The following is a 17542-nucleotide window of genomic DNA, read 5'->3' as shown; positions in this document are numbered from 1 at the left end:
CGTCAGCCGCGGTGCGCGGGCACGAGCACCAGCGTGACCTCGCCCGCCGCGGCGGCCTGCGTCAGCCGCGGCGCGGAGGTCTGCTCGACGACCAGGGAAACCGGCAGATCGCCCCCGCCTACGCCGTCACCGTCGCTCCCGGCCCCGGCCCCGGCCCCGGCCCGCTGCACCTTGGCGCGGTCGACGAGGAGGGGATCGCCGTCTCCCGCCCCGCCGTCGTCGGCGCCGGACCCGCCGGAGGAGGACCGCGCTCCGTCCGTCCCGGCGCGGTAGGCCGCGACAGTGTCCCCGGCCCGGAGCCCGTCCGGGTACTGCCCGCTCTTCAACGACAGCCCCACGACGACCTGATGCTCCTTCGGGCCCTGCCGTTCGGTGAGCATCGGGCCCACCAGCACGGAGTCCTCGACGAGATCGGTCGCCGCACGGTATGTGCCCAGCAGGCCCCGCTGGGACCACTCGACGTAGGGCACGTCGGAGTCCTTCGCCACCATGACGGAAGCGATGGCCGACTCCGGAACCGGCTCACCGGCCGGAACGCGCCGCGTCACCTTGATGGCCTCGACGCGTTCCCCGGCCCGCAGTACGAGAAGCGTCGACCCGAGCGCCCCGGCCAGGATCAGCAGCACGGCCAGCGCGGCGAGCGCCGGTTTCCGCTCCCGTGGCGTGACCGGCAGCCGCTCACCGGCGGACGTGCCGCCCGGACCGCCGCCTTGAGGCCCCACCGGCGCACGCTGCTGAGTCTTCAAGAGATCCCCCCGGATGTCTCCCGAGTGCCGCTGCGCAGCCCATCGGAACGGGTCGGAATTTCACTGCGACAAACGGTCAACCATCAAGCCCGGGAACCGTATCAGCCGCTCACCAGCCCCTCAAGAGAGAACAACTTCCCCGTAACTCCGGCCGGCAACTCCGGCCGGAATCCAACGCTCCGCACCCGCTTTTCTCCGCCGTACCCAGAAAACCTTTCCGGCGAAAGTCCGTCATGGACGATTCGGGTGCAGCTCCTCGCGGCAATCCGACCCCGGCGTCCGATTTTTCGCGACCGGCGTCAACCGGCCAGTCGCCGGGACGGCGCCCGGCCGGACGCGGCGCGGCACCGACGTCGGCGCCGGGGTCCAGCCGACGCGACGGCGACAAGGCCAGGCCGCACACACACCTACCGCTCGATCCGTCAGAAACGTCATTCGTCCGAAACACCCGAAGAAATGTTCTCAGGCATTACCGAACATCCCGTCAGCACCGGTACGGAACCTCATCCTCCGGTCGGAAAAACCAGCATGAGCACTTCTTCACCGGAACTAGTGCTTCAGGACATCGGGAGGGGTACCGAGAGATATAGCAGCAACAGAACAGTCATGCCCGAAGCCATGACGGGCCGGCACCCGGATCACCACCGCCATGGCGTCAACCAGCGCGCATACCCATGGAGTTGCCTGTGTTCCGCCGCCCTCTGACGCTGGCCGCCACTCTCACCGCGAGCGCGTCTCTACTCCTGACCGGATGCGGAGGCAGCACCCAAGATCCCAAGCCTTCGGGAGAGATCGCGGGAGCGGGAGGCGGCGAAAAGAAGCCGAGCCCTTCGGCTACGGGGGAGCCTTCCGGGGGGACGGGGGGAGGGGGGCGGCCCGTCTTGAAAACCGATAAGGATTTCAAGGAGGAGTTCGAGAACTGGTCCTCCGAAGACCAGAAGACCAATGCCGTACTCCTGGACGGGAAGCTACAGGCGCTCGCCACGAACTCGGCCATCTTCAAATCCGACCCCGACGCCCCTGAAGTGGCCTTCTACAACGACGGACCAGCACTGCGCTCCGCCCACAAGTGGGTGAATCGATTCAAGAAGGAGAACCACACCCTGACCGGGGTGTTGCGCTACTACGACCCACGCGTGAAGTTCCTTGCCGAGGATTACGCGAGCCTCAGTTACTGCACGGACGACTCCAAAGCCTTCTCGAAAGAGACGAAGAGCGGGAAGGTCCTCACCGAAGGGCCGTCCATGGAAAGCCAGGTGCTCTACATCACCGGCATGAAAAAGGGTGCGAACGGAGTCTGGAAGACCAACTCCCTGACCGGAGAGAGGGGACGATGCACAACATGAGGCGCAGGCTCCGGGCGATATCCGCCCTGACCGCGGCGGCGAGTTTCTTCCTCTGGCACCCCGCAGCTCACGCCCATATCGATGGCGGTGTCATGCGCGAGAAAGGACATTCCTCCCAGCTGACCGCGCAGGCGTCCCAGACGAAGGTGAAGATCACCGGCTCCGGCGGCTCACCAGGCACCGGCCGCCTCACCCCGGCGGATCCCGACTGGACGCCGCCGCCGTGCTGGTACGAACCCATCGCTACCCCGAAGCAGTTCAAAGAGAGCGTGCAGAAGCTCAAGAAGACCGAGGGACTCGCCCTCGCCAACACCTACATGAAGTGGGACCACCAGCTTTTCGAGGAGAAATACAAGAAGAAGGGCCAGCACGACCTGTCCGGGGGCGAGCTCAGCAAGTACGGCGACTACAACATCTCCCAGCAGGGGAAGGGGATGTGGTACCGGGGCATCCTGAATCCCCACGCCGAGACGGGGATGCGCGACGACGAGCGCGGCTGCCGGGAACTCATCCACTGGGTCCCCAACGGCAGCCCCCCGCCCTACCCGGAGAGCATCTCCCCGAAAATCCTCGCGGGGTACGCCTACAGCTCCGTACGGATTCCGGAAACCGCCGTCTCCCTCAATCCGGACGGCAAGCAGACCGTGAATCTCCCGACCTGGATATGGCTGGACGACGCCAAGTTCACACCGGTGAGCGTCACCGCCAGCCTGCCCGGCACGGGATTGTGGGCGACCACCACCGCCACTCCCGTCGGCCTCCACCTCGATCCGGGCACGAACGACGCCGACCTCTCACCGAGCTCCGGCACCTGCCCGATGCACGACGGCCGGATCGGACAGCCCTACACCAAAGGCTCGGGCCTGAAACCCCCGCCCTGCGGGGTGACCTACCGCCACTCCACCGCCCACACGGGGCCCTACCGCCTGAAGGCGACGCTCACCTGGCAGGTCTCCTGGAAGGGTTCGGGCGGCGCGGGCGGGACGCTTCCCGAAGGCACCTTCGGCACCGATATCCCCCTCCACGTCCAAGAGGCGCAGGCCGTCAACCGCTGACGCCCGTGGCGCACCCCGGAATCGGGGCCCCGCCGACGGCGGGAGGACACCACACGCCTCGGCGCCACGTACGACGCCGCCCGCCCCGCCGGAGCTTCACGCCCGGGAACGACCTCGCGTCACCGCAACACCAGCCCCAGCGCCTTCTCCAGCGCCGTCGCCTGCTGCGGCGTGACGAGGGCGACGATCGTGTCGTAGACGCCGTGCTTCTCGCGCGGGAAGTCGACGTAGCGGAAGGTCCGGGGGTCGTCGCCGCCCGGATTCAGCGCGTCGATCGCCTCCGTGGCCGCCAGATGGTCGTAGTACTCGTCCGAGTAGTGCTCGGCGGGGACGGCGACCGCGATGCCGTTGCGCTCGAACTCCAGGGTGTCGTCCCGGGAGGTGCCGTCCGGCGAACGGTCGCCCTCCACGAGGCGGACCTTGGTGACGGTGACCGCGCCGCCGATCAGCTCCGCGGCGCGCTCCAACAGGTACGTGTAACCGGGCTCCAGATAATCGATGTCGTCGGCGTGGATCGACAGCGCGATCCCGAAGGACTCCAGCGCGCAGGCGACCTCGTACGGACGCAGCGAGTCCTGCGCCCAATGCGCGTACTCCGCGAGCACCTGCTGGACCTTCTCCGGCGCCACCGCACCGGCCTCCTCAAGGGCCGCTCCGACCCGCGCATACGTCATCGTCTGCGTGTTCGACATACAGGCATCCTGCCAGAGGGGTACGACACCATGTGGCCTAACAGTGCAGGCAGTTGGGGACGCCGGGGCCGGTCCGGGGCTCAGGCGGCGCGGGCGGCCACCTCATCGGTCAGGGCGGCCAGCAGCCAGTCGTGCGTGGTGCCCGGGGTCGGCACGGGACGGCCGTCGCGCGGGCCCAGGACCTCGGCGGTGAGCGCCCAGTACGGGTCGAGACGCGGGTCCGCGGCGAGGTGGGCGGCGAGCTGACGGCGGAAACCGGGAGTGTCCCGGGCGCCACCGGAAGCGGCGTACGCGGCGACGAAGCAGTCCAGCTCCTCCCCCGGGTGCGGCGCCCGGTCCCGCCGCAGCCGCGCCGCCGCCAGCTCGTACGCCTCGCCCAGCCCGTCGTAGAGGACCTCCGGGCGGAAACCGGGGCCGGAGCGGTGCGCGGCGGGCTGGACGCGGGCGGAGCCGTCGCACGGGCGGGTCACCAGGGCGTGCAGCCGGGCGAAGGCCAGCACCTGCGCGGGCGTCGGGTCGTCCGGCGGCGCGGGCACCGCCTGCTCCAGGAAGGCGGCGACCGCACGGCCGGACATCCGCGGCGGCAGCCACGCCCGCCAGAACCGGGCGAGCGACGCGGTACTGGGTGGCGCCGTCACCGCCCCGATGAGCCGCAGCCGATCGGCGCGCTCTCGGGGCGGACACTCCTGGACGAGCCGCAGCCCGGCCTCCCGCCACCGCAGCGCCGCCATCCGGTCCCCGAGCTGCCGCAACTGCCCGGCGACGGCGTCCTCCAGGGCACCGCCCGCCCCCGCCTCGTCGTCAACGATCCGCCGCACCTCCGGGACGGGCAGATCCAGGGCCCGCAGCGAACGGATCAGCCGCAGCCGGTCGAGGGCGTCGGGGCCGTACCGGCGATGTCCGCCCGCGCTGCGGGTCTGCTCCGGCAGCAAGCCCCGGTCCGAGTAGAACCGCACGGTCTTGACCGTGACGCCGCCGCGTTCGGCCAGCTCACCGATGCTCCACAGGCCGTCGGATGCGCTCACTTGAACCTCCCTCAGGGGGAGTTCCTACGGTACCGGCGGGCACGGGGCGGACGGGCCGGTCGGGGGACGGTCCGTACGCCGCCCGCCCGGCTTGGGGGGGCGCACCGTCGTGTGCGGCGCGCCCCCTCCCCGTACGGGGCGATCCCTTACGTGAACGCCCTGATGAACGTGACGAGAGCGCCCTGATGAACGTGACGAGCGAGGAGCGAACGATGAACGATGCGGAGCGGACCGGGGCCCACGACGGGCACACCAGGACCCACTTCATCCTGATCCCGGGCGCCTTCACCGGCGGGTGGGTGTGGGAGGAGACGGCGGAGCGGCTGAGGGCGGCGGGAGCGGGGGCGTACGCCATGACGCTCGTCGGGCCCGAGGGGGCGCGCGGCGGCGGGGGTGCGCCGGACCTGGAGGCGCATATCGGGGAGGTGGTGCAGGCCATCGATGCCGTGGAGGACGCCACCCGGGACATCGTCCTCGTCGGCCACGGCTACGGCCTGCACCCGGCCCTGGGCGCCACGGACCGGCGGCCCGGCCGCGTGGCACGGCTCGTCGCCCTGGACACGGCCCCGCCCCAGAACGGGCACCCGGCGTGGGCCACCGTGCCTGACCAGGTGGTACGGGAGGAGCTGGCGGCACGCGCGGGGGCGGACGCAGCGGGCGGAGCCGGAGTGGCGGGCGGGGCCGGGGCCGCCACGACAGGCGGAGCCATCGGCGGCGAACCGCTCCCGCCCCCGGATTCGGCAGCCGCCTGGCGCCGCTGGGGCAGCACCGACGGCATCCCCGGAACATCCCTGGAGCGCCTGATCCGGGACGCCGTCCCGCAGCCGCTCCACACCCTCCGCCAGCCCCTGCACCTGACCGGCGCCGCCACCGACGTCCCCACCACCGGCGTCCTCTGCACCGCCAACGGCGCCAGCATCGACCTGGTCCAGATGCGGGTCAGCCTCGGCGATCCGGCGTTCCAGCCGCTCGCCGCACCCGGTGTGCGCTTCCTCGAACTGCCCACCGGACACTGGCCGATGCTCTCCTGCCCGGACGGTCTCGCGGACGTCCTGCTGAACGCGGCGGCGGGCGAGGGCCGCCGCCTCACCCCCGCGGGCAGCCAGCCGCCGCATCTGCGGCCGTTCCTCCTCGACGTACCAGAGGTGCCGCACGAGCGGAACGAGACCATCGATCTGTACCTCCCCGGGGGCGACGGGCCGCATCCGGCGGTGATCGTCGTCCACGGCGGGCCGATCCCCGAGGGCATCCGGCCAACGCCGCGCGAGTGGCCGACGCTCACCGGGTATGCCCGCCTCGCCGCGGCCCACGGCGCGATCGGCGTGACCTTCGACCACCGGCTGTACGACATCGACGGCTACCCGCGCGCGGCGGAGGACGTCGCGGCGGCGGTGGCACGGGTCCGCGCCGACCCGTGGGTGGACGGCGACCGGATCGCGCTGTGGTTCTTCTCCGGCGGCGGACTGCTCGCCGCCGACTGGCTGAGCGCCCCGCCGCCGTGGCTGCGCTGCATCGCCGCGAGCTACCCGATCCTCGCGCCCCTGCCCAACTGGGGCCTGGGCGGCGACCGGTTCCGGCCGGTGGCGGCGCTCCGCGGCGCGGGCGACCTGCCGCTCGTCGTGGTCCGGGCCGGTCGCGAACTGCCCGAACTCGCCGCCACGGTCACGGAGTTCCTGACCGCGGCCGAGGCACACGGGACCACCCTGGAGGTGATCGACGTACCCGACGGGCACCACGGCTTCGAGACCGCGGACCACCACTCCGACGCCGACCTCGCGGCGCTGCGTACGGCCGTCCGATCGGCGCTCCGGACCGTCCTGGGCCACCTGACACCACCGTAGGGGGCGCGAGGGTGGTTCCGTCAGCCCCCCGGGCGGGCCGCCCCAGGTCACCCGGCCCCGGAAACGCCGCCGGGGCGGCACCCCTCCGGAGAATCCGAAGAAGGTGCCGCCCCGGCGAACCAGCGGACGGTGATCCGCCCGTCCCGCCGCGTGCGACGGAACGGGGCAGGGATCAGAAGTCCATGTCACCGCCGGGCATGCCGCCCGGAGCGCCCGCCGCGCCGGCCTTCTCCGGCTTGTCGGCGATGACGGCCTCGGTGGTGAGGAACAGCGCGGCGATGGAGGCGGCGTTCTGCAGCGCGGAACGGGTCACCTTCGCCGGGTCGATGATGCCCTCGGCGATCATGTCGACGTACTCGCCGGTGGCGGCGTTCAGACCGTGGCCGACGGCCAGGTTGCGCACCTTCTCCACGACAACGCCGCCCTCAAGGCCGCCGTTGACGGAGATCTGCTTCAGCGGGGCCTCCAGGGCCAGCTTCACAGCGGCGGCACCGGTGGCCTCGTCGCCCTCCAGCTCCAGCTTCTCGAAGACGCTGGAAGCCTGGAGCAGGGCGACGCCACCGCCGGCGACGATGCCCTCTTCGACGGCCGCCTTCGCGTTGCGCACGGCATCCTCGATGCGGTGCTTGCGCTCCTTCAGCTCGACCTCGGTCGCGGCACCGGCCTTGATGACCGCAACACCGCCGGCGAGCTTCGCCAGGCGCTCCTGCAGCTTCTCGCGGTCGTAGTCGCTGTCCGAGTTCTCGATCTCGGCGCGGATCTGGTTGACGCGGCCCTGGACCTGGTCGCTGTCACCGGCACCGTCGACGATGGTGGTCTCGTCCTTGGTGATGACGACCTTGCGGGCGCGGCCCAGCAGGTCGAGACCGGCGTTCTCCAGCTTGAGGCCGACCTCCTCGGAGATGACGGTGCCACCGGTGAGGATGGCGATGTCGCCGAGCATGGCCTTGCGGCGGTCACCGAAGCCCGGGGCCTTGACGGCGACGGACTTGAAGGTGCCACGGATCTTGTTGACGACCAGGGTCGACAGGGCCTCGCCCTCGACGTCCTCGGCGATGATCAGCAGCGGCTTGCCGGACTGCATGACCTTCTCCAGGAGCGGCAGCAGGTCCTTCACGTTGCCGATCTTGGAGTTGACGATCAGGATGTACGGGTCGTCGAGCGACGCCTCCATACGCTCCATGTCGGTGGCGAAGTACGCCGAGATGTAGCCCTTGTCGAAGCGCATGCCCTCGGTGAGTTCCAGCTCCAGACCGAAGGTCTGGGACTCCTCGACGGTGATGACGCCTTCCTTGCCGACCTTGTCCATGGCCTCGGCGATGAGCTCGCCGATCTGGGTGTCGGCGGCGGAGATGGAGGCGGTCGAAGCGATCTGCTCCTTGGTCTCCACGTCCTTGGCCTGCTCCAGCAGGGCGGCGGAGACGGCCTCGACGGCGGTCTCGATGCCCCGCTTGAGGGCCATCGGGTTGGCGCCGGCGGCGACGTTGCGCAGGCCCTCCTTGACGAGCGCCTGGGCCAGGACGGTCGCGGTCGTCGTGCCGTCACCGGCGACGTCGTCCGTCTTCTTCGCGACCTCCTTGACCAGCTCGGCGCCGATCTTCTCGTACGGGTCCTCCAGCTCGATCTCCTTGGCGATGGACACACCATCGTTGGTGATCGTGGGGGCGCCCCACTTCTTCTCAAGGACGACGTTGCGACCCTTGGGGCCGAGGGTCACCTTGACGGCGTCGGCGAGCTGGTTCATACCGCGCTCAAGGCCGCGCCGCGCCTCCTCGTCGAACGCGATGATCTTGGCCATGTGAAGTGGTCCTCCCAGGACGAAGGGGCACCTCCCGCGCCTTTGGGGCGTGGAGGCTCTTTCCTCCGGACCGCGCTGGCGCCCGCGACGGACGGCCCACCGTTGGAGCGGTTCCTTCCCGCCCCGCCTGCGGACCTCACCGACGGTCCAAAACTGTCACTCTCACCCGGAGAGTGCTAACGCAATGATTAGCACTCGACCCCCTTGAGTGCAAGGCGCCCTCCGAAGGAGGACTCGTTGAGGGGCGGTGGTCGGGCGACGGGCGGGCGCAAGGCATCCCGGCCGTGACCGTCCCTGAATCCGCAGGCCCGGCCCCTCAACGCAGCAGGAGACCCGCACCCCAACGGGGCGCGGGTCTCCTGGATGCTGCAGTCGGTCGGCGCTCAGCCGGCCGCCAACTTGACCATGTCAGCCTGCGGCCCCTTCTGGCCCTGCGAGATCTCGAACTCGACCCGCTGGCCCTCCTCAAGGGTGCGGTAGCCGTCCATCTGAATCGCGCTGTAGTGGACGAAAACATCCGCACCACCGTCGACCGCGATGAAGCCGTACCCCTTCTCCGCGTTGAACCACTTGACGGTGCCCTGAGCCATGCCTAACTCCCCTATTACTGGCCCTTGCGCAGGACCGCACTCCGCGGACCCGGGTCAGACCTCACCCCGCGAATGGCCCGTGGAGTGTGCGCCGGAACGCGTCGACCGCCGCCGAATGTATCCGCACCGGTGCCCAGCGCAACAGGTCAATCGGACGAGAATTCTGACGATGCGAGAAGTGGCGATATGCGCGGAACTGGCCATATTCCCGGGCAACTCGGGCCGGACATAAGGAACTTGGAGCGCAAACGCCGCACACACTTTGCACACAACTCATCGTGATCCCGGGGCGTTCAGAAGGTCGCCACACCGTGCTCGATGAGCAGAAGAAGGGGATCGGCGAAATGGTATCGCGTTTTGCAGGACTGTTTCACAACGCGGAATCGCCCCGTCCGCATATGCAGACGGGGCGATTATCAGTCAGAGAGAGAAAGGAATGGCGAGAACCATTCGCCACCCGGGTGGCGGCTCCCCGACCCGGTGCGGGCGTCAGCAGCCGCCGGCCACCGCCGGAATGATCGAGACGCCCGCACCGTCCGGCGTCGGCGTCTCCAGACCCTGCTCGAAGCGGACGTCGTCGTCGTTCACGTAGACGTTCACGAAGCGCCGCAGCTTGCCCGCGTCGTCCAGCACCCGGGCGGCGATGCCCTGGTGGTTCTTCTCCAGGTCGGTGATGACCTCGGACAGCGTCCCGCCCTCGGCGGTGACCTCGGACTCGCCGCCGGTGTACGTACGGAGGATGGTGGGGATGCGGACCTTGACGCTCATGGGTTCTGCCTTCCAACGACTGCGGATACGTCTGCGGAACCGGCCGCCGCGCCCCGGGCGGGACGGCGGCGGACGGACCGGGTCGGCCGACTGCCGGCCGGAGGAGCGACCGGGAATCAGCCGACCAGCCCGGCCGAGCGGAACGCGTCCAGGCTCGGGCGGATGGTGGCCGTGGGGCCGGTGGTCGGAGCGACGGCGTCAAGCGTCTTGAGGCCGTCGCCGGTGTTGAGGATGACGGTGGACAGGGCCGGGTCGAGCAGGCCCTCTTCGAGGAGCTTCTTGGTGACGCCGACGGTCACACCGCCCGCGGTCTCCGCGAAGATGCCCTCCGTCCGCGCCAGCAGCTTGATCGCGTCCACGACCTGCTCGTCGTTGACATCCTCCACCGCGCCGCCCGTACGGCGCGCGATGTCGAGGACATACGGCCCGTCGGCCGGGTTGCCGATCGCCAGGGACTTGGCGATGGTGTCCGGCTTCTGCGGGCGGACCACGTCGTGCCCGGCCTTGAACGCCGTCGACACCGGGGAGCAGCCCTCGGCCTGGGCGCCGTAGATCCTGTAGGGCTTCTCCTCGACGAGGCCGAGGGCGATCAGCTCCTTCAGCCCCTTGTCGATCTTGGTGAGCTGGGAGCCGGAGGCCACCGGGATGACGATCTGGTCCGGCAGCTCCCAGCCGAGCTGCTCGCAGATCTCGTACGCCAGCGTCTTGGAGCCCTCGCCGTAGTAGGGGCGGAGGTTGACGTTGACGAAGCCCCAGCCCTCGCCGAGCGGGTCGCCGATCAGCTCGGAGCAGAAGCGGTTGACGTCGTCGTAGTTGCCCTCGATGCCGACGAGGTCGCCGCCGTAGACCGCGGCCATGACGACCTTTCCGGCCTCCAGGTCGTGCGGGATGAAGACGCAGGAGCGGAGCCCGGCGCGGCGGGCGGCGGCGCCGACGGCGCCGGCGAGGTTGCCGGTCGAGGAGCAGGAGAGGGTGGTGAAGCCGAAGGCGCGCGCCGCCTCGACGGCGATGGCGACGACCCGGTCCTTGAAGGAGTGCGTCGGGTTGCCGGAGTCGTCCTTGACGTAGAGGCCGCCGGTGACGCCCAGCTCACGGGCGAGGTTGTCGGCCTTGACGAGCTTGGTGAAGCCGGGGTTGAGGTTCGGCTTCTCGGCCACGTCCGCGGGGACGGGCAGCAGCGGTGCGTACCGCCAGATGTTGTGGGGACCGGCCTCGATCTGCTTCCTCAGCTGCTCCGGGTCGCCGTCCGGCAGCTCGTACGCCACCTCCAGCGGCCCGAAACAGGACACGCAGGCGAAGATCGGGCCGAGCGGGAAACGCTCACCGCATTCGCGGCAGGACAGGCCGACGGCGGGACCCAGAGTGACGGAGGAAGCGTTTTCGGTAACTTCAACAGCTTGCGCAGCCATGGAGGCGAGGCCCTTTCTCCTCATCTTCCTCGCGGCGCATCTCGCCACGAGACGGATTTGGCACCTTCCCTAGCCGGGAGCCTCGCGCCGCGTGATGCGGTCGAGACCGGCTGGAGGGTTGCCGGGGCTTCAACGGGCCGTGTCCCTCTGCCCCTCTGGATGAGCGGTATGGCGCTGGGAAATCCCAGGCGTTTGTGGTGCGGTGACCCCGGCATGCGGCGGTCATCCGCGTTGTTCAAGACTGTAACCGACGGCACTGACAGGAGAGAGAGCCGTCCGAACCGCGAGATGGATCACATGCGCCGCCGAGACGGCGCGCACCGAGGAGTCGAAGACGTGCTGGAAGAGGTGGAGCGCTGGCTGGGGCGTCGCTCCTGGTCCGCTGCCGACCGACCGCTGCCGCAGCTGCTGGAGGCCAAACGGCTCAGCGGCCGTACGGTCAGCGTCGTACTGCCCGCGCTCGACGAGGAGGCGACGGTCGGCACGATCGTCGCGGCCATCCGCGCCGCCCTGATGACCGAGGAGGTGCCGCTCGTCGACGAACTGGTGGTGCTGGACTCCGGGTCCACGGACCGGACGGCCGAGGTCGCGGCGGCCGCCGGGGCGCGGGTGGTGGCGCGGGACAGCATCCTGCCGCGGCTGCCGGCGGTGCCCGGCAAGGGCGAGGTGCTGTGGCGGTCGCTGCTGGTCACCCGCGGCGACATCGTCTGCTTCGTCGACGCGGACCTGCGGGAGTTCTCGCCGGCGTTCGTCTCCGGGATCGTCGGGCCGCTGCTGACCGACCCGGACGTGCAGTTCGTCAAGGCGATGTACGACCGGCCGCTGGAGACCGGCGGCGCGCCCGGGGGCGGCCCCGGCCAGGGCGGCCGGGTCACCGAACTGGTCGCCCGTCCGCTGCTCAACCTCCACTGGCCGCAGCTGGCCGGGTTCGTGCAGCCCCTGGGCGGGGAGTACGCGGCCCGCCGCTCGCTGCTGGAGCGGCTGCCGTTCCCCGTCGGGTACGGCGTCGAGCTGGGGCTGCTGGTCGACGCGTTGCACACGGTCGGTCTGGATGCGCTCGCCCAGGTGGACGTCGGCGTCCGCAAGCACCGCCACCAGGACGGTCAGGCGCTGGGCCGGATGGCCGCCGCGATCTACCGCACCGCCCAACTCCGGCTGGCACGCGGGCATTTGGTGCGGCCGCGGCTGACGCAGTTCGTCCGCGGCGAGAGCGGTTTCATCCCCCGGACCAGCGAGGTCGACACGGAGGAGCGGCCGCCGATGGCCGAGGTCCCGGAGTACGCGGAGAGCCGGGCGGCCTGAGCCGCCCCGGCGGGCTCACCCGGTGGGACGACGGGCCCCGGCGGGCGTCCCCCCTTTGGCCTCATCAGCGTCCCTCCCTTGGCCTCATTCGTACGTGTGCGCCGATCCGGTGCGGGCTAGGGTCGCGGCATGGCCTCCGAACTCAGCGGTACCACCCCTGCCCGGACGCCCACCGCGGGGCGCGGCGCCGAGGTGCTCGTCGCGTCCAACCGCGGCCCGGTCTCGTATGCCGTCGGTGCGGACGGCGCGCTGACCGCCAAGCGGGGCGGCGGGGGGCTGGTCTCGGGGCTGTCGGCGATCGGGCCGGAGACGGACGCGGTGTGGGTCTGCGCGGCGCTCGGCGACGGTGACCGGGAGGCCGTGCGGCGCGCGGACGGTGAGCTTCCGACGGCCGACACCGGTGGACAGCGCGTCCGTATGCTGGACATCCCGGCGGAGGTGCACGCCGCCGCCTACAACGGCATCGCCAATTCGGTACTCTGGTTCGTCCACCACATGCTCTACCAGACGCCGCTGGAGCCCTCGTTCGACACGGAGTTCCGGAAGCGGTGGGCGGCGTACGAGGCGTACAACGCGGCGTTCGCGGCGGCGCTGGACCTGGCGGCGGCGCCGGGCGCCGCGGTACTGATCCAGGACTACCACCTGGCGCTGGCCCCCGGAATGCTCCGCGAGCGCCGACCCGACCTGCGGATCTGCCACTTCTCGCACACCCCGTGGGCGCCGCCGGAGTACTTCGCACTGCTACCCGACGACATCCGGGACCGGCTGATCCGGGGCATGCTCGGCGCGGACCGGGCGGGCTTTCTGACACGGCGGTGGGCGGCGGCGTTCGTGGCGTGCTGCACGGCCACCCTGGAGGCACGGTGCGCAGTCCACCATTCGGACGGCGAGGCACCGCACGTGGTCACCGCGCCCCCGGGCCGTACGCCGCACACCACCCGGATCGGGGTGCACGGCCTGGGCGCCGACGCGGAGTTCCTGCGGGAGCGGGCGCACCACCCGGACGTCGACGAACGGCTGACGGCGCTGCGCGCGCAGATCGGCGGCGGGGACGGACCGGAGCGGCGCCGCACGATCGTCCGGGTCGACCGCACCGAACTGTCGAAGAACATCGTCCGCGGGCTGCACGCCTACCGCCGTCTGCTGGCGGACCGCCCGGAGTGGCGCGAGCGCGTCGTCCACCTCGCGTTCGCCTACCCCTCCCGCCAGGATCTGGCCGTCTACCGCGACTACACCGCGGAGGTGCAGCGCGTCGCCGAGGAGATCAACTCCACGTACGGCACGCCTGGTTGGCAGCCGGTGGTACTGCATGTCAAGGACGATTTCGCGCGTTCGCTGGCCGCGTACCGCCTCGCCGATGTGGCCCTCGTCAACCCCATCCGGGACGGCATGAACCTCGTCGCCAAGGAGGTCCCAGTGGTCTCCGACGCCGGGTGCGCGCTGGTCCTCTCCCGGGAGGCGGGCGCCCACGAGGAGCTGGGCGAGGACGCGTGGAGCATCAACCCGTACGACATCAACGCGACGGCGGACGCGCTGCACGCGGCCCTGTCGATGCCGGACGAGGAACGCGCGGCCCGCTCCGCCCGGCTCGCCGCCGCGGCCACGGCGCTGCCGCCCGCCCAGTGGTTCACGGAGCAGTTGACGGCGCTACGGGGGTGAGGGCGGGCCCCGCAGACCGGTCCTCGGCGCCCGTCAGCCCGTCAGTCCGTCAGCCGGTCAGCCGGTCAGCCCGCCAGTCCGTCAGCCGGTCCGCGAGGGCGTCGAGGAGGGCGATGACGCCGGTGGGGCCGTCGACCACCAGGTCGGCGCGGGCGGCGAGTTCGGGGACCTCGGTGCTGCCGCTGCACACCAGCAGGCCGGTGCGGCGAGGCGCGTCGGGGTCGCTGCGGAGGCGGTCGACGGCGTCGAAGGCGGCGAGGTCGCCGAGGTCGTCACCGGCGTAGAGGACGGTACGGGCGCCGGTCTCGCGGAGCCAGGCGGTGAGGGCCACGCCCTTGTCGACGCCGGGCGGGCGGAGCTCCAGGACGTAGCGGCCCGGTTCGACGAGGAGGCCGTGGCGGGTGGCGAGGGCGGTCAGGGGGGCGCGCAGGGCGTCGAGTGCGCCCTGCGGGTCGGGGGCGCGCCGGGTGTGGACGGCGAGCGCACGGCCGCCCTTACGCTCGACGGCGGCGGCCGTCCAGGGGCCGTGCCAGACGCCGGACGCGGTGAGCACGTCCGGGAGTTCGGTCTCGGCGGCGGCGACGGCGGGCGGCGGCCCGTCGGCGTGCAGGGCGCCCGTCGCCGCCTCCCAGCGCTCGGCGCCGTAGTGGCCGAGGACGGTGAGGCGGTCCAGGCCCGGGGCGCCGTCGACTCCGGCCAGGTGGACGGCGACGGCGGCCGGACGCCCGGTGATCACGGCGGCGGCGCGCAACCGGGGCACCAGCCGCCCCAGCGCCCGGGCGGCCCCGGGGTGCGCCCGCGCCGCCTCCGGGTCGTCGACGATCTCCGCGAGCGTCCCGTCGAAGTCGACCGCGAGCGCGGCGTCCCCCGGCGCGGCCAACAGCGCGGCCAACGCGCTGCGGCCCGCTTCGGTACACGGTACGGGGAGGTCGGGGCGCGGTGGCGGGCCGGTGTCGGGCGTGCGGCCCGTGTCCGGCGTGCGGCCCGTACCGGGCGGAAGGCCGGGGCCCGCGTCCGGGCCCGGCGAGGGTGCGGCGTCCGGGGAACTGCCCATGGGGCGAGCGTACCGGGGTGGGGGCGGGGGGACCTGGTGTACGGCGGAGACGGCGGAAGGCCCTCGGCGACGCGGCGCGCCTCCGGCCGGGCCGCCTCCCGCACGAGCCGGGCCCCTGCCCCCGGGCGCCTGCCCCCGGGCCCCGTAGCGCCTCAGCGGCGGTCCCGTCGAGCCGCTCGCCTGCGGAGCAGCCGGTTGACGGTGACCGCATCATGGCGCAGCGCCCGCGGGTCGTCGAGCAGGGCGTTGAGGAGCTGGTAATAGCGCGTCGGGGAGAAGCCGAGGTGCTCGCGGATGTGGCGCTCCTTGGGGCCGGACGAAGGCCAGGAACGGCGCTCCACGGCGAGCACCGCCACGTCCAGGGCGGAGAGTTCACCGGGTGCGGGCGCTTCCGGGGCGTTCTCGGGTGCGGGAGCCGGGGCACCCTCGGGGGCGGAAGCCGTGCCGTCCTCGGAGGCGGAAGCCTGACCACCCATGGGCGCGGAAGCCGGGGTGTCCTCGGGTGCGGCAGCCGGGGCACCCTCAAGCGGGGCGGTCGCCTCCGTACCGCCGTCCGTCCCCCGGTCCGTGCCGTCCTCGCCGCGCGTCGTCACGTTCCCACGATAATGCCCTGGTCGGACGGCCGGGCGGGGGCGGGATGACGGGCCGGGGCGGCAGCCGGGCCGGGAAGCCGCCACCGGCCGGGCGCCCGAACCGAGCGCCCCTGGTGCCGGGCCCCCGGGCCGGGCCCCCGCCCCCAGGGGCTCACCCCCCGGCCGTATCCGCCGCCTCCGCCGTGTTCTGGAGGTCGGAGAGGATGCTCGACGGGTCGCCCTTGGGGTCGACCGCCGTGCCCATCTCCGACTTGAGGGCCTTGGCGACCTCCGGCCACGACGTCTTGTTCGCGGGGTAGAACTGCGCGTCGCGCAGCGGGCCGACGAAGTCCTGGAGCGTGCCGAAGCGGTGGTCACCGGCCATCTTCTGGGCGGCCGAGATGGTGACCGGCAGCAGGCCGAAGTCGTGGGAGAAGTTCAGCACGTTGGTGTCGTCGTAGACGAAGTCGAGGAACTTCCCCACCTGGGTGCGGTGGCCGTTGTGCTTGAACGCCATCATCCAGTCGGAGACGCCCAGGGTCGACGCGGACGGGCCGTCCTTGCCGGGCAGATCGGCGGTGCCGTAGTCGATACCGTTGGCCTCCGCCTGCTTGATCAGCGCCGGATGGCCGTTGAGCATGCCGACCTGGCCGTCGGCGAACCCGGCGAAGGCGTCCGCGCGGTTGAGGGTGGCCGGGTCGCCGCCGGTCAGCCCCTTGTCGACGAGTTCGTCCCGCAGCCACTCGAAGGTCTTGACGTTGGCGGGCGAGTCGATCGCGTACTTGCCGATGTCGTCGGTGTAGCCGCCGCCCCCGCCGAGCATCCAGTTCAGCGATTCGGCCTGGGGCTCCTCCGGGCCGAGCGGCAGCGCGTACGGCCTCTTCACGCCCTGCTTCTTCAGCAGTTCGGCGTCCTCGGCGACGTCGTCCCAGGTCTTCGGCGCCTTGGCGATGCCCGCCTGGGCGAAGAGCTTCTTGTTGTAGAAGAGGCGGCGGGTGCTGGCGGCGAAGGGGATGCCGTACTGCACCCGGCCCACCTCGCCCGCCTCGGCGAGCGTCGGCTGGAGGCCGGCCTGGACGGGGATGGAGAGCAGTTCGTCGGCGCTGTACAGCTGGCCCTGGGCGGCGTAGTCGGCGTACGAACCGCTCTGCGCCAGGTCGGGTGCGTGCCCCTTCCGGACCAGATCGGCGACCTTCTTGTCGACGTCCTTCCAGTTGTAGACGTCAACCTCGACCTTGATGCCGGGATGCTTCTTCTCGAAGGCGCGGGTCAGCTGGTCCCAGTACTGCCGCGAGCCGGGGCCCGTGCCGTCGCCGTAGTCCGCGGCGACGAGCTTGAGGGTGACGCGGTTGCCCTGGCCCGCGCCGCAGCCGCTCAGGGTGAGGGTCAGGGCGGTGACGATTCCCGCCGCCACCAGGCTCGTGTACCGCCGCTGCACTGCTGTTACCGCCCTTTGTCCGGATTGATCGTGGTACCGGGTCCGCGTACGGCATCGGGGATCACCCTCCGCCGCCGCGGCGGCACGCGCCCGGGGCGACGCGCCGCACATGAGGTCTGCACCACAGTCCCCACCGCTGCGCAGGCGCCACGGAACTCCGCAGGTCACTGCGGCCTGACGGCGAACGAACCATGGGGTGGCACCAAGGATCAAGGATACGGGCAGGGCCGCACCGCGAGTGGACTAG

General features: G+C 71.4%; 15 protein-coding genes and 1 riboswitch. Of the genes, 5 read left to right on the top strand and 10 right to left on the bottom strand.

The window, feature by feature from the left end; genetic code table 11:
- Window positions 1-2 precede the first annotated feature (2 nt).
- Window positions 3-746, bottom strand: a complete 744-nt coding sequence (locus ACFWWQ_RS11170; RefSeq protein WP_384593680.1) for a hypothetical protein — start codon at window positions 744-746, stop codon at window positions 3-5.
- A gap of 881 nt (window positions 747-1627) precedes the next feature.
- On the opposite strand from ACFWWQ_RS11170, the gene ACFWWQ_RS11165 reads away from it, so the two are divergent.
- Window positions 1628-2092 carry a hypothetical protein gene (locus ACFWWQ_RS11165; RefSeq protein ID WP_384593677.1) on the top strand — a complete coding sequence of 155 codons (465 nt, stop codon included), beginning with the start codon at window positions 1628-1630 and terminating at the stop codon, window positions 2090-2092.
- Window positions 2089-3147, top strand: coding sequence for a hypothetical protein (locus tag ACFWWQ_RS11160; protein WP_384593674.1), 1059 nt, complete (start codon window positions 2089-2091; stop codon window positions 3145-3147). The genes ACFWWQ_RS11165 and ACFWWQ_RS11160 overlap by 4 nt, the downstream gene beginning before the upstream one ends.
- Window positions 3148-3266: 119 nt before the next feature.
- Here the strand turns inward: ACFWWQ_RS11160 and ACFWWQ_RS11155 are convergent, their stop codons facing one another.
- A complete protein-coding gene (locus ACFWWQ_RS11155; protein WP_384593671.1) occupies window positions 3267-3839 on the bottom strand; it encodes a hypothetical protein in 573 nt (190 codons plus the stop codon).
- A gap of 80 nt (window positions 3840-3919) precedes the next feature.
- Complete coding sequence (locus ACFWWQ_RS11150) at window positions 3920-4864, bottom strand: MerR family transcriptional regulator (RefSeq protein ID WP_384593668.1); 945 nt, start codon at window positions 4862-4864, stop codon at window positions 3920-3922.
- 212 nt (window positions 4865-5076) lie between these two features.
- Between ACFWWQ_RS11150 and ACFWWQ_RS11145 the strand changes: the two genes are divergently transcribed.
- Window positions 5077-6705: an alpha/beta fold hydrolase gene (locus ACFWWQ_RS11145; RefSeq protein ID WP_384593665.1), complete on the top strand. Its 1629-nt coding sequence runs from the start codon at window positions 5077-5079 to the stop codon at window positions 6703-6705.
- A 172-nt stretch (window positions 6706-6877) separates the two neighbouring features.
- Here ACFWWQ_RS11145 and groL read toward each other — a convergent pair whose 3' ends face one another.
- The 4 genes from groL to thrC form a co-directional block, all read right to left on the bottom strand.
- On the bottom strand, window positions 6878-8503 hold the full coding sequence (groL, locus tag ACFWWQ_RS11140) for a chaperonin GroEL (protein WP_384593662.1): 1626 nt from the start codon (window positions 8501-8503) through the stop codon (window positions 6878-6880).
- A gap of 383 nt (window positions 8504-8886) precedes the next feature.
- Entirely contained in the window at window positions 8887-9093 is a 207-nt protein-coding gene (locus ACFWWQ_RS11135; protein WP_008743607.1) for a cold-shock protein, read from the bottom strand.
- Between the two features lie 489 nt (window positions 9094-9582).
- Window positions 9583-9861 carry a MoaD/ThiS family protein gene (locus ACFWWQ_RS11130; RefSeq protein WP_384593659.1) on the bottom strand — a complete coding sequence of 93 codons (279 nt, stop codon included), beginning with the start codon at window positions 9859-9861 and terminating at the stop codon, window positions 9583-9585.
- A 116-nt stretch (window positions 9862-9977) separates the two neighbouring features.
- Window positions 9978-11270, bottom strand: a complete 1293-nt coding sequence (gene thrC / locus ACFWWQ_RS11125; protein ID WP_384593656.1) for a threonine synthase — start codon at window positions 11268-11270, stop codon at window positions 9978-9980.
- Between the two features lie 17 nt (window positions 11271-11287).
- Window positions 11288-11436: riboswitch (SAM riboswitch) on the bottom strand.
- Between the two features lie 170 nt (window positions 11437-11606).
- Here thrC and ACFWWQ_RS11120 point away from each other — a divergent pair.
- Together ACFWWQ_RS11120 and ACFWWQ_RS11115 are read left to right on the top strand one after the other, a co-directional pair.
- Window positions 11607-12572: a glucosyl-3-phosphoglycerate synthase gene (locus tag ACFWWQ_RS11120; RefSeq protein ID WP_384593653.1), complete on the top strand. Its 966-nt coding sequence runs from the start codon at window positions 11607-11609 to the stop codon at window positions 12570-12572.
- 129 nt (window positions 12573-12701) lie between these two features.
- Window positions 12702-14231: a trehalose-6-phosphate synthase gene (locus tag ACFWWQ_RS11115; protein WP_384593651.1), complete on the top strand. Its 1530-nt coding sequence runs from the start codon at window positions 12702-12704 to the stop codon at window positions 14229-14231.
- A 49-nt stretch (window positions 14232-14280) separates the two neighbouring features.
- Here ACFWWQ_RS11115 and otsB read toward each other — a convergent pair whose 3' ends face one another.
- The 3 genes from otsB to ACFWWQ_RS11100 all read right to left on the bottom strand — a co-directional run bounded on the left by otsB (window position 14281) and on the right by ACFWWQ_RS11100 (window position 17295).
- Entirely contained in the window at window positions 14281-15285 is a 1005-nt protein-coding gene (gene otsB / locus ACFWWQ_RS11110; RefSeq protein ID WP_384593648.1) for a trehalose-phosphatase, read from the bottom strand.
- Window positions 15286-15437: 152 nt separating this feature from the next.
- Window positions 15438-15761, bottom strand: a complete 324-nt coding sequence (locus ACFWWQ_RS11105; protein ID WP_384593889.1) for a DUF3263 domain-containing protein — start codon at window positions 15759-15761, stop codon at window positions 15438-15440.
- A gap of 268 nt (window positions 15762-16029) precedes the next feature.
- Window positions 16030-17295, bottom strand: coding sequence for an extracellular solute-binding protein (locus ACFWWQ_RS11100; protein WP_384593645.1), 1266 nt, complete (start codon window positions 17293-17295; stop codon window positions 16030-16032).
- Between the last annotated feature and the right edge of the window lie 247 nt (window positions 17296-17542).

The organism is Streptomyces sp. NPDC059080 (genome assembly GCF_042739975.1).
In the GTDB taxonomy this organism is placed as follows: domain Bacteria; phylum Actinomycetota; class Actinomycetes; order Streptomycetales; family Streptomycetaceae; genus Streptomyces; species Streptomyces benahoarensis.
This window is presented reverse-complemented; position numbering and strand designations above follow the sequence as displayed.